This window comes from Pseudomonas sp. HN11 (assembly GCF_021390155.1).
Classification (GTDB): Bacteria; Pseudomonadota; Gammaproteobacteria; order Pseudomonadales; family Pseudomonadaceae; genus Aquipseudomonas.
Window position 1 is genome coordinate 5,803,037 of sequence record NZ_CP089985.1, and the last position, 12,752, is coordinate 5,815,788.

The 12,752-nt window shown below is 60.0% G+C and carries 11 protein-coding genes; 7 read left to right on the forward strand and 4 right to left on the reverse strand.

Annotation, left to right across the window (positions count from 1 at the left end; genetic code table 11):
- Positions 1-22: 22 nt before the first annotated feature.
- The 3 genes from LVW35_RS26640 to tkt form a co-directional block, all read right to left on the reverse strand.
- Entirely contained in the window at positions 23-1,186 is a 1,164-nt protein-coding gene (locus LVW35_RS26640; protein ID WP_233892709.1) for a phosphoglycerate kinase, read from the reverse strand.
- A 17-nt stretch (positions 1,187-1,203) separates the two neighbouring features.
- Positions 1,204-2,259, reverse strand: a complete 1,056-nt coding sequence (epd, locus tag LVW35_RS26645; protein ID WP_233892711.1) for an erythrose-4-phosphate dehydrogenase — start codon at positions 2,257-2,259, stop codon at positions 1,204-1,206.
- A gap of 140 nt (positions 2,260-2,399) precedes the next feature.
- The gene (tkt, locus tag LVW35_RS26650; RefSeq protein ID WP_233892712.1) at positions 2,400-4,397 is read right to left on the reverse strand and encodes a transketolase; all 1,998 of its coding nucleotides are present in this window, start codon (positions 4,395-4,397) and stop codon (positions 2,400-2,402) included.
- Positions 4,398-4,645: 248 nt separating this feature from the next.
- On the opposite strand from tkt, the gene LVW35_RS26655 reads away from it, so the two are divergent.
- The 6 genes from LVW35_RS26655 (at position 4,646) to LVW35_RS26680 (ending at position 10,939) form a co-directional block, all read left to right on the forward strand.
- On the forward strand, positions 4,646-5,641 hold the full coding sequence (locus LVW35_RS26655; protein ID WP_233892714.1) for an ArsR/SmtB family transcription factor: 996 nt from the start codon (positions 4,646-4,648) through the stop codon (positions 5,639-5,641).
- A 19-nt stretch (positions 5,642-5,660) separates the two neighbouring features.
- Positions 5,661-6,851 (forward strand): methionine adenosyltransferase, encoded by a 1,191-nt coding sequence (gene metK / locus LVW35_RS26660; protein WP_233892715.1) that lies wholly within the window; start codon positions 5,661-5,663, stop codon positions 6,849-6,851.
- A gap of 222 nt (positions 6,852-7,073) precedes the next feature.
- On the forward strand, positions 7,074-7,424 hold the full coding sequence (locus LVW35_RS26665) for a hypothetical protein (protein ID WP_233892716.1): 351 nt from the start codon (positions 7,074-7,076) through the stop codon (positions 7,422-7,424).
- A gap of 105 nt (positions 7,425-7,529) precedes the next feature.
- Positions 7,530-8,752 (forward strand): IS3 family transposase gene (locus LVW35_RS26670; RefSeq protein ID WP_233892000.1). Its coding sequence is split into 2 segments (ribosomal slippage): positions 7,530-7,881 and positions 7,881-8,752, totalling 1,224 coding nucleotides; the frame shifts between segments, so codons are not numbered across the junction.
- Between the two features lie 83 nt (positions 8,753-8,835).
- Positions 8,836-10,500 (forward strand): NAD-dependent DNA ligase LigB, encoded by a 1,665-nt coding sequence (gene ligB, locus LVW35_RS26675; protein WP_233892717.1) that lies wholly within the window; start codon positions 8,836-8,838, stop codon positions 10,498-10,500.
- A gap of 43 nt (positions 10,501-10,543) precedes the next feature.
- Positions 10,544-10,939: a DUF1090 domain-containing protein gene (locus tag LVW35_RS26680; protein ID WP_233892718.1), complete on the forward strand. Its 396-nt coding sequence runs from the start codon at positions 10,544-10,546 to the stop codon at positions 10,937-10,939.
- Between the two features lie 6 nt (positions 10,940-10,945).
- Here the strand turns inward: LVW35_RS26680 and LVW35_RS26685 are convergent, their stop codons facing one another.
- A complete protein-coding gene (locus tag LVW35_RS26685; RefSeq protein WP_233892719.1) occupies positions 10,946-11,395 on the reverse strand; it encodes a c-type cytochrome in 450 nt (149 codons plus the stop codon).
- A 128-nt stretch (positions 11,396-11,523) separates the two neighbouring features.
- On the opposite strand from LVW35_RS26685, the gene mltA reads away from it, so the two are divergent.
- Positions 11,524-12,708, forward strand: coding sequence for a murein transglycosylase A (gene mltA, locus LVW35_RS26690; RefSeq protein ID WP_233892720.1), 1,185 nt, complete (start codon positions 11,524-11,526; stop codon positions 12,706-12,708).
- Positions 12,709-12,752 lie beyond the last annotated feature (44 nt).

Below are 12,752 nucleotides of genomic sequence, written 5' to 3' on the forward strand. Positions count from 1 at the left end.
CTCCTTTTCCGGATCACGAGCCTCAACCTTTGGCTCGGGTTTCCAACACTTCAACAGCGGGCAGTACTTTACCTTCGACGAACTCCAGGAACGCGCCGCCACCGGTAGAAATGTAGGAGATCTGGTCAGCAACGCCATATTTATCGATGGCCGCCAGGGTGTCGCCGCCGCCCGCGATGGAGAAAGCCGAGCTTTCAGCGATGGCCTTGGCCAGCACTTTGGTGCCGTTGCCGAACTGGTCGAATTCGAACACACCCACCGGACCGTTCCACAAGATGGTCTGGGAGGCTTTCAGCAGTTCGGCAAAGTTGGCTGCGGTTTGCGGGCCGATATCCAGGATCATGTCGTCGGCGGCCACATCAGCGATCAGCTTGACGGTGGCTTCGGCGCTTTCGGCAAATTCCTTCGCGACGACTACGTCTACCGGTAATGGCACGCTGACTTTGGCAGCGATGGCGCGGGCGGTATCGAGCAGGTCCGGCTCGTACAGGGACTTGCCCACCGGGTGACCGGCAGCGGCCAGGAAGGTATTGGCAATACCGCCGCCAACGATCAGTTGATTGCAGATCTGGCTCAGGCTGTTCAGCACGTCCAACTTGGTGGACACCTTGGAACCGGCAACGATGGCCGCCATCGGTTGGGCTGGAGCACCCAGCGCCTTGCCCAGTGCGTCCAGTTCAGCGGCCAGCAACGGGCCAGCAGCGGCAACCTTGGCGAACTTGGCCACGCCATGGGTGGAGCCTTCTGCGCGGTGAGCGGTGCCGAAGGCGTCCATCACGAACACATCGCACAGCGCAGCGTATTGCTGGGCCAGTTCGTCGCTGTTCTTTTTCTCGCCCTTGTTGAAGCGCACGTTTTCAAACAGCACGATGTCGCCAGCTTTAACGTCAACGCCGCCCAGGTAGTCAGCCACCAGCGGTACGTCACGGCCCAGGGCGTTGCTGAGGTAATCGGCGACAGGCTTGAGGCTGTTTTCGGCGGAGAACTCACCTTCGGTCGGACGACCCAGGTGGGAGCAGACCATCACGGCTGCGCCTTTTTCCAGGGCCAGCTTGATGGTCGGCAGCGAGGCCAGGATTCGCGCATCGCTGGTGACAACACCGTCCTTGACTGGGACGTTGAGGTCTTCGCGGATCAGTACGCGCTTACCTTGCAGATCGAGGTCGGTCATCTTCAACACGGTCATGGGTCGCAGTTCCTGAATTACTGTTGAGGTTGTTTAGAGGCGATGTGCAGATAATGTTCCGCAACATCCAGCATTCGGTTGGCAAAGCCCCATTCGTTGTCGAACCAGGCCAGGATGTTCACCAGCCTCGGGCCGGAAACGCGGGTCTGGCTGGCATCGACAATCGCCGAATGCGGGTCATGGTTGAAATCACAACTGGCGTGCGGCAACTCGGTGTAGGCCAGCAGGCCTTTGAGCGGGCCGCTGGTGGCGGCGTCGCGCAGGATCTGGTTGACCTCCGTCGCATCGGTGTCGCTGACGGTTTGCATGGTGATGTCCAGGCAGGACACGTTCACCGTCGGTACCCGTACGGCTTTGGCCTGGATTCGCCCGGCAAGTTCCGGCAACAGTCGCTCGATACCCCGTGCCAGGCCCGTGGAGACCGGAATCACGGACTGAAACGCCGAGCGGGTACGGCGCAGATCTTCGTGATGATAGGCGTCGATCACCGGCTGGTCGTTCATCGCCGAGTGAATCGTGGTGATCGACACGTAGTCCAGGCCAATCGCCTGATCCAGCAGGTGCAACAGCGGCACGCTGCAATTGGTGGTGCAGGAAGCGTTGGACACCAGCAGCTCATCGCCGGTCAGGCAATCCTGGTTGATGCCATAGACGATGGTGGCGTCGACATCCGCCTCGCTGGCCATCGGCTGGGAAAACAGCACACGTGGTGCGCCGGCGTCGAGGAAACGCTGGCCATCGGCACGGGTGTGGTAGACACCGGAACACTCCAGCACCAGGTCGACGCCCAGTGCTTTCCAGTCGATGCCTTCGGGGGTGGCACTGCGCAAGACCTGCACGCAGTTGCCATTAATGTGCAGACAATCGCCTTCGACCCGCACTTCTCCAGGGAAGCGGCCGTGGGTGGAGTCAAAGCGTGTCAGGTATTCGATGCTGGCCATGTCAGCCAGATCGTTGATCGCAACAATTTCGAACCCGGCCGCCGCCCCTCGCTCGAACAGAGCACGCAAGACGCAACGACCAATGCGGCCGTAGCCGTTGAGTGCAACTTTGTAGGGACGCGGTTGAGGCATGGGGTTCTCGATTACCTTGGGTAATGGGGTGAATGTGCCATCGCCTTCGCGAGCAAGCCCGCTCCCACATCAGATTGCATTCCAATGTGGGAGCGGGCTTGCTCGCGAAGAGGCCAGTACAGCCACCTCAATCTACAGCCTTAGTCTTCCAGCAGCTCTTCAGCCTGACCCAGGATGTTTTCCAGGGTGAAACCGAACTCTTCGAACAACGCCGGCGCCGGCGCCGACTCACCGTAGGTGGTCATGCCGATTACGCGACCTTCCAGGCCCACGTACTTGTACCAATAGTCGGCGTGTGCCGCCTCGATAGCGATACGTGCGCTGACCTGCAACGGCAGCACCGATTGCTTGTAGCCGGCGTCCTGGGCTTCGAACACGCTGGTGCACGGCATGGACACAACGCGTACGTTGCGGCCCTGGGCGGTCAGCTTGTCGTACGCCTGGACGGTCAGGCCCACCTCGGAACCAGTGGAGATCAGGATCAACTCCGGCTCGCCGATACAGTCCTTGAGCACGTAGCCGCCACGGCTGATGTCGGCGATCTGGGCGTCGGTACGCACTTGGTGCTGCAGGTTCTGACGCGAGAAGATCAGCGCCGAAGGGCCGTCCTTACGCTCGATAGCGTGCTTCCAAGCCACGGCGGATTCCACCGCGTCGGCTGGGCGCCAGCAATCCAGGTTTGGCGTGGTACGCAGGCTGGTCAGTTGCTCGACCGGCTGGTGCGTCGGGCCATCTTCGCCGAGGCCGATGGAGTCGTGGGTGTACACGTGGATCACGCGCTTCTTCATCAGTGCGGCCATGCGCACGGCGTTGCGGGCGTATTCCATGAACATCAGGAAGGTTGCGCCGTAAGGCACCAGGCCGCCGTGCAGAGACACGCCGTTCATGATCGCGCTCATGCCGAACTCACGGACACCGTAGTACATGTAGTTGCCGCTGGCGTCTTCCGCCGAAACACCTTTGCAACCTTTCCACAGAGTCAGGTTGGAACCGGCCAGGTCAGCCGAACCGCCGAGGATCTCAGGCAGCAATGGGCCAAAGGCGTTCAGGGTGTTCTGGCTGGCTTTACGGCTGGCGATGGTCTCGCCCTTGGCCGCAACTTCGGCGATATAGGCCGAGGCTTTTTCCGAGAAGTCGGCCGGCAGGTCGCCGGCGAGGCGGCGGACCAGCTCATTGGCCAGCTCAGGAAATTCGGCGGAGTAGGCCGCGAAACGCTGGTCCCACTCGGCTTCGGCAGCCAGGCCTTTTTCCTTGGCATCCCATTCGGCGTAGATGTCGGCCGGGATTTGGAACGGGCCGTGGTTCCACTTCAGGGCTTCACGGGTCAGGGCGATTTCCGCGTCACCCAGTGGGGCGCCGTGGCAGTCTTCCTTGCCCTGCTTGTTCGGCGAACCGAAACCAATGGTGGTCTTGCAGCAGATCAAGGTCGGCTGCGCGCTCTTGCGAGCGGTGTCGATGGCGGTCTTGATCTCTTCCGGATCGTGGCCGTCAACGTTGCGGATCACCTGCCAGTTGTAGGCTTCGAAGCGCTTGGGGGTGTCATCGGTGAACCAGCCTTCGACTTCGCCGTCGATGGAGATGCCATTGTCATCGTAGAACGCGATCAGCTTGCCCAGGCCCAAGGTACCGGCCAGGGAGGCGACTTCGTGGGAGATGCCTTCCATCATGCAGCCATCGCCCAGGAACACATAGGTGTGGTGATCGACGATATCGTGGCCCGGGCGGTTGAATTGTGCGCCCAGGACTTTTTCAGCCAGCGCGAAGCCAACGGCGTTGGCCAGGCCTTGGCCCAGGGGACCGGTGGTGGTCTCGACGCCTGGGGTGTAGCCGAATTCCGGGTGACCCGGCGTGCGGCTGTGCAATTGGCGGAAGCTCTTGAGGTCATCGATGGTGACATCGTAGCCGGTCAGGTGCAGCAGCGAGTAGATCAGCATCGAGCCGTGGCCGTTGGACAGCACGAAGCGGTCACGGTCGGCGAACGACGGATTGCTCGGGTTGTGTTTCAGGTAGTCACGCCAAAGTACCTCGGCGATATCCGCCATGCCCATTGGGGCACCGGGATGGCCGCTGTTGGCTTTTTGCACGGCATCCATGCTGAGGGCACGAATGGCGTTGGCACGCTCACGACGGCTGGGCATCGCTGATCTCCTGGGGTCTGCTGAAAAGAAACGGAAAAAAGGACCGGCATTTTCCCTCAGCCACCGCCTGCGGGCAATGACAGATAGTCACTTGTGGGTGTTTTTCCTGTGGATCCTTTGCAGAAACCGGTTACGGGTTCGTCTGAAGGTTATGGCTGCGGCTTATAACCGCCACTTATCGATCAATATCAAAACTTTTTGATATTGACCTTGCGATACACCTTACCCGTCACTAGACTGCTGGCCTTATGAACCTACCCATGCCCTCACTGCGCCCCGACGACGGCGATGAACTGGCAGCCTTATGCAAGGCCGCTGGCGATCCGTTGCGTCTGAACGTGTTGCGCGCATTGGCCAACGACTCCTTCGGCGTACTGGAACTGGCACAGATCTTCGCCATCGGCCAGTCCGGGATGAGCCACCATTTGAAGGTGCTCGCCCAGGCCGACCTGGTGGCCACCCGCCGTGAAGGCAATGCGATTTTCTACCGCCGCGCCCTGCCCCATACCGAACTGCTCGGCGGCAAGCTGCACACGGCCTTGCTCGAAGAAGTGGACAACCTGAGCCTGCCAGGCGACGTGCAGTCGCGCATCAGCCAGGTTCATGGACAACGCGCTGCCGCGAGCCAAGATTTTTTCGCACGGGTTGCCGAGAAGTTTCGCGCCCAGCAAGACCTGATTGCCGGCCTTGCCCAATACCGCGACAGCGTATTGGCGTTGCTCGACAAGCTGAGCTTCAGTGAAGAGGCCACGGCACTGGAAGTCGGCCCCGGCGATGGCGGTTTCCTGCCGGAGCTGGCGCGGCGTTTTCAGCAAGTCACAGCCTTGGACAACAGCCCGGCGATGCTGGAACTGGCGCGCCAGCTTTGCGAGCGCGAGTCGCTGGGCAACGTCAGCCTGCAACTGGCGGACGCATTGAATAGCGCGATGATCAAGGCCGACTGCGTGGTGTTGAATATGGTGCTGCACCATTTCGCCGCCCCCGCCGACGCCCTCAAGCAAATGGCCGGGCTGCTGCACCCCGGCGGTAGCCTGCTGGTTACGGATTTATGCAGCCACAACCAGAATTGGGCCAGGGAGGCCTGCGGTGATCTCTGGTTGGGTTTTGAACAGGATGATCTGGCCCGTTGGGCCACCGCTGCGGGACTCGTTCCCGGGGAAAGCCTCTATGTAGGTTTACGTAATGGTTTCCAGATCCAGGTCCGCCATTTTCAGCGACCGGCTGGCGACACTCACCATCGGTAAATATCAGGAAAACATCGAGATGAGCGAATACTCCCTTTTCACCTCCGAGTCCGTGTCTGAAGGGCATCCGGACAAAATCGCCGACCAGATTTCTGACGCGGTGCTGGACGCCATCATTGCTGAAGACAAGTTCGCCCGTGTGGCGTGCGAGACCCTGGTGAAAACCGGCGTAGCGATCATCGCCGGCGAGGTGACCACTTCCGCCTGGGTTGACCTGGAGCAGCTGGTGCGTGACGTGATCACCGACATTGGCTACAACAGCTCCGACGTCGGTTTCGACGGCGCGACCTGCGGGGTGATGAACATCATCGGCAAGCAGTCACCGGATATCAACCAGGGTGTCGACCGTGCCAAGCCTGAAGATCAAGGCGCAGGCGACCAAGGCCTGATGTTCGGTTATGCCAGCAACGAAACCGACGTGCTGATGCCTGCTCCCATCACCTTTTCGCACCAGTTGGTACAGCGCCAGGCCGAAGCCCGTAAATCCGGCCTGTTGCCGTGGCTGCGTCCGGACGCCAAGTCCCAGGTGACCTGTCGTTATGAAGGCGGCAAGGTGGTGGGTATCGACGCGGTCGTGCTGTCGACCCAACACAACCCGGACGTATCCTACGCCGACCTGCGCGAAGGCGTGATGGAGCTGATCGTCAAGCACGTGTTGCCGGCCGAACTGCTGAGCAGAGACACTCAGTTCCACATCAACCCGACGGGCCAGTTCATCATTGGCGGCCCGGTGGGTGACTGCGGCCTGACCGGCCGCAAGATCATCGTCGACAGCTACGGCGGCATGGCCCGTCACGGCGGCGGCGCGTTCTCCGGTAAAGATCCATCCAAGGTTGACCGCTCGGCGGCCTACGCCGGTCGTTACGTGGCCAAGAACATCGTCGCCGCCGGCCTGGCCGAGCGTTGCGAGATTCAGGTTTCCTACGCCATTGGTGTGGCCCAGCCTACGTCGATCTCACTGAATACCTTCGGCACCGGCAAGATCAGCGATGACAAGATCGTAAAACTGGTGCGTGAGATCTTCGACCTGCGCCCTTACGCGATCACCACCATGCTCGACCTGCTGCACCCGATGTACCAGGAAACCGCAGCCTACGGCCACTTCGGTCGTACCCCAGCGCAGAAGACCGTTGGCGACGACACCTTCACCACCTTCACCTGGGAAAAAACCGACCGCGCCAACGACCTGCGGACTGCCGCCGGCCTGTAATCGCACTCGGTGCACAAAAGCCCTGCCGGGTTCGCCCGGCGGGGCTTTTTATTGCGTAGCGGTTTGCGCGATGAACTTCACGTTTTTTTGGATCCAACCCTTGCAGGCCCAATGGTGGCCCTCTAGAATCCGCGCCCTCTCGGGCCCTTCATCTTATTTGGATATTGCCCTGCGCCAGCCCGAGACTCATAAGCGCGCAGGCAATCGAACATTGAGGTTTTCATGCGCATTTCCACGCTTGCCCCTGCGGCCCTTCTGCTCAGCCTGTTCGCCCTGTCGGTAAACGCCGCCGACCTGAGCGCTCTGAGTGGCGCCCTGAGTTCTCAACTGGGTGGTGGTAACTCCGGCGATTGCCAGAAGCAAGCCAACGACTTGCAAGCCAAGATCGATGCCGCTGAAGCCCAGAAGGACACCTTGAAAGTGAAGGCCTTCAAAGCCGCGCAAGACCAGATCAACAAAGGTTGCAACAAAATCGCTGAAACCCAGGCCAAGGCCGACGCCAAGCAGCAAACGCAGGAGGCCAAGGCCGACAAGCACGACACCGTGAAGGCCTTGGGCGGTCTGTTCAGGTAAGTAGAAACACCTCGTAAAAAGCCTCGCACTGTCGGGGCTTTTTTGTGGCCGTTGTCCCGTCCTGAATAAGGTTTACACCTTCTGACCTATCTTCAGGAGGAGCCAATGGATGCGGGCAAAAGGCGAAGCCAGCGTGACTACACGCTAGCCTTTAAATTATCGGTCGTAGACCAGGTCGAAAAGGGCGAGTTGAGTTATAAAGAGGCTCAACGGCGCTACGGCATTCAGGGCCGGTCCACGGTACTGGTCTGGCTGCGCAAGCACGGCCGGCAGGACTGGAGTCAGGGCGCCTCAATTCGAGAACCGAGGAGCAGGTCCATGACTGAGCCACCCCTCCCGCTAACACCCGAGCAGCGGATCAAAGAGCTCGAAGAGCAGTTGGCGCTAAGCAACCAGAAAGCGCAGTTCTTCGAAGCCGTCGTGAATGTTCTGAAGAATGACTACGGTGTTTCTGTCGTAAAAAAGCGACCCGGCAAGTCCTCTCGCAAGGGCAAATCCAAGACCTGAGCATCACCAGGGCTTGCCTGTTCATGGGCATTTCGCGCCAAGCATATTACCAACGAAATCGGGCTTTCGACGCGAGGGCTCGCCAAGATCAAGAGGTGATGGACTTTGTTCTTGAAAAGCGCCGACGCCAGCCACGGATCGGCACGCGCAAGCTGCATTACCTGATGAGCGTCGAATTTGGCGCATCAGTGCAGGTCGGCAGAGACCGCCTGTTCAGCATCCTGCGCAACGCTCGAGAACTGGTTGTGCGCAAACGGGCTTACCACAAAACGACGGACAGCCATCACCGCTTTCGCCGCCATCCTAACCTGCTCAAAGCGGGCCAGAAGCAGATCGTACCCAACAGACCAGAGCAGGTGTGGGTTGCAGACATAACCTACCTGCCGACACAGGAAAGCGTGGCTTATGTGAGCCTGGTGACAGACGCTTACTCGCGCAAGATCGTAGGCCATCATGTGCATGCGAGTTTGCATACCGAGTCGGTGATCAAAGCGATGGAAAAGGCAGTTGGTGAACGCCAAACCACGCTTCCACTAATCCATCATTCAGACCGCGGAGCCCAATACTGCTCTGAGCTTTATCAGCGCTTGCACGCCAGTCATGGCATCAGATGCTCGATGACCGACGGCTATGACTGCTACCAGAATGCTCTGGCGGAACGGATAAACGGCATTTTGAAGACCGAGTTTCTGCTGTATCGCCCTAAAAATCTGGCGGATGCAGTGAAGATGGTGGGTGAGTCGGTGCTGATCTACAACGGGGAAAGGCCACACATGTCCCTGAAATACAAAACGCCCGATGCGGTGCATCGAGCGTTTTGAGACTGAAACAGGTGTAAACCTATTTCAGGACTAGACACGTGTGAATCCTTTAGGCTGGGCGCCCCTTCCGAGCAAGGATGCTCATGATGCGCGTGCTGCTTGTCCTTTTACTCAGCGTCTTACCTGCCTGGGTGTGGGCTGACGATTGCCCCGATCAAGCCCGAACACAGGTCAGCACACTGGCCACACAGATTGCCCAGTGGGACGACAGTTACCACAGGCTTGGCCACTCCCCTGTGAGCGATGAACTCTACGACCAGGCGCGCCAGCGTCTGGCTCAGTGGCGCCGCTGCGCACCCACACCCACAACGGCGTCCGACAACCCACTGGCAAGCTCACGCGGCATCTTGCCTCATCCGTTTGCTCATACCGGTCTGGAGAAACTGCTGGACGAAAAGGCAATCGGCGCCTGGCTGGAGACACGCCAGGATGTCTGGATCCAACCCAAAGTGGATGGGGTTGCGGTGACGCTGGTGTATCGCCAAGGGCGCTTGAGCCAGGTCATCAGTCGAGGCGATGGCGTAATGGGCCACGACTGGTCCGCCTCCGCGCGCAAAATCCCCGGCATAGTCCAGCAGTTGCCCGACCCCATCGACCTGGTGCTGCAAGGCGAACTCTATTGGCGCCTCGCCGATCACGTGCAATCAATCAGCGGAGGGCTCGGCGCCCGCAGCAAGGTGGCCGGGCTGATGAATCGCAAGCACTTGAATGACACCGATGCCGCCGGCATTGGCCTGTTCGTCTGGGCCTGGCCAGCGGGGCCAGCAGCGTTTAACGAACACCTGGCCAACCTGGCACACTGGGGATTCACGGATACTCAGCGCTATACCCAGCCCATCAACAACAGCATAGAGGCCACACACTGGCGAGCCTACTGGTACAACCATCCATTACCGTTTGCCAGCGATGGGGTGGTACTGCACCAGGCGCAACGCCCCCCCGCCGAACGTTGGCATGTCACTGCACCCTATTGGGCAATCGCCTGGAAATACCCGGTGACCAAGGCCCTTGCGCTGGTGCGCAACGTACAATTCAAGATCGGGCGCACCGGGCGCATCACGCCTTTGCTGGAACTGGAGCCGATACGACTGGATGACCGGCAGATCAGCCGGGTGAGCGTCGGCTCATTGAAACGCTGGCAAGCACTGGACATCCGTCCTGGCGACCAGGTCTCCATCAGCCTGGCGGGCCAGGTGATCCCTCGATTGGATGAAGTGATCCTGCGCAGCACCACAAGAGAGGACCTGTCAGTGCCAGATCCTGGAAAATTCCATGCATTGAGTTGCTGGCAACTGGACCCCGGTTGCGAGGAACAGTTGCTGGCGCGTCTCACCTGGCTGAGCAGCAATCAGGGACTCGCCTTGCCACACATAGGTGGCGAGACCTGGAACGTATTGATCCAGGCCGGTCTAATCGCAGGCTTACTCGATTGGTTAACCCTGGATGCAGAAGAGCTTGCTAACATTGATGGCTTCGGAGATCGCAGCCGTGCGCGAATACTCGAAAGCCTTCACAGCGCGCGGCAACGGCCCTTCACACAATGGCTCAAAGCCCTGGGTGTACCGCCTTCGGCACGTAACAACCTGGAAAGCGACTGGCAAACGCTGGTCGCCAGAGACACCCAAGCCTGGCAGGCCATCGACGGCATCGGCCCGGGCCGCGCGGCGCAACTGAGCGCCTTTTTTCGCGACCCGCACGTACAGGCCTTGGCTGACACATTACGCGTGGCGGGTATTGAAGGGTTTTGAACCCCGCTATCCCCGCCATCAGATTGCGACTTTGGAGCCCCATATGAATTTTCTCGCCCCTTTTGCGTTACTGACCGTCGCAAGCTTCATGGCCACGCCCTTGCTGGCCGCCGAAGAAACCACTCAGCTCACCGGCTGCGCCGCCAAGCGCCAAGCCATCAGCACCCAGATCGAACAAGCCAAGGCCCATGGCAACAGTGCGCAACAAGCTGGCCTGGAAAAAGCCCTGAGTGAAGTCACCGCCAACTGCACCGACGCGTCCTTGAAGAAGGAGCGAGAAAATAAAGTGCTCGACGCTAAGCACGAAGTCAGCCGCCGTCAGGCCGACCTCGACAAGGCCATGAAAAAAGGTGACGCGGACAAGATCAACAAACGTAAGGACAAACTCGCCGAATCCCGTAAAGAACTACAGGACGCGGTAGAAGAACTCGACCAGTAAAACCGGTCAATGGTCGCGGAACTGTTTATGGCAGGCGCTGCAGGCATCTTCGACTTTCTGCACCGCAGGCCCCAGATTGCTGGCCTTGTAAGGTTGAACTTGGCTGGCGGTCACCAACTCACCGGTGGCTGCTTCCAGGTCGCGCGCCAATTGCTGGAATTGCGCCTGTTTGTGCCAGACATCATCCTTGGCGCTGGTGTGATCTTGTTCACGCACGCTCGGGAAATGCTTCCATGGTTCATGGGACAACGCATCCAGCTTGACCGCGCCTTCAGCGAATTTTGTGCCGTCGAACGGGATGCGCCCACGGAGCATGCCGCCCAGGTCTTCGCCCGTCTTGAGCATCTGCTTGAAGATCGCCTTGCGCTGGCCCAGCGGCGAATTCGGATCAACACCGCCACAGGCGGACAGTGTCAGGCAGGCCAGCAGTACAACGGTCAGTCTTTTCAAAGTCATGTTGGCATCGAGGTCACGGGAAACGGCGGCCAGTATCCTCGCCCCGCCCGCAAAGACCAATAGCCCTATTATTAATAAGGGTTGCCCGCAGCGCCGCACCGCAGGCAATCACTTCAGGAACTGCTTGTATGAACGTCACCTCAAACCTCTGGAGCCGCCGCCTGGCGTGGGCTCTGCCAATGATTGCGCTGCTGGCCGGCTGCGACGTGGGCAAAGAAACAGCCAAAGATGAAACTTCAAAACCTCATGCTGTCGCCACCTATGTCAGCGCACCGTGGGAAGCCCTGCCGGCAGTGTCCGACAGCGACCTGCTGGCCGGCTTTGAATCCTGGCGCAGCGCCTGTCAACGCCTCAAGGCCGACCCAGTGTGGGGCGCAACCTGTGCGGCAGCCGCCACGGTGCCGAGCAACGCCGTGGCGGTGCGCGGGTTTCTGAAGGAGCGCCTGGATGTGTTCGGCCTGCGCTCGGCCGACAATACCCCGAACGGTTTGATCACCGGTTACTACGAACCGGTCTACCCCGGCAGCCTGACCAAGACCGCCAAGGCCAACGTGCCGGTGTACGGCGTGCCGGACGACATGATCATCGTCAACCTGGAAAGCATCTACCCAGAACTCAAGGGCAAGCGCCTGCGCGGTCGCCTGGAAGGCCGTGTGCTCAAGCCCTACGACGATGCCAGCACCATCAACGGCCAGGGCTCCACGGCCAAACCGATTGCCTGGCTGACCAACCCGATGGACCTGCAATTCCTGCAAATCCAGGGCTCGGGGCGGATTCAACTGGCCACAGGGCGCCAACTGCGCGTCGGCTATGGCGACCAGAATGGTTACCCCTACCGCCCGATCGGCCGCTGGCTGGTGGAGCAAGGCGAGTTGAAGAAAGAAGAGGTGACCATGGGTGCCATCAGTGCCTGGGCCAAGGCGCATCCGCAGCGCATTCCAGAACTGCTGGCGAGCAACCCGAGCTATGTGTTTTTCAGCGCACGCCCCGACAGCAACGAAGGGCCACGCGGCTCGCTGAACGTGCCATTGACGGCCGGCTATAGCGTGGCAGTGGATCGCAAGGTGATTCCGTTGGGCAGCCTGTTGTGGCTGTCGACCACCAAGCCGGATGGGTCGCCGATCACAAGACCCGTCGCCGCGCAGGACACCGGTGGCGCAATCACCGGCGAAGTGCGTGCGGATCTGTTTTGGGGCACCGGCGATGCAGCGGGTGAGCTGGCAGGGAATATGAAGCAGCAGGGTCAGATCTGGATGTTGTGGCCGAAGGGTGCAGCGTTGCCGCAGGTGCCGGATGCACCTGCCGGAACCTGAAAACGCGCTGCCACATTCGGTTCATTGTGGTGAGTGGGCAAACC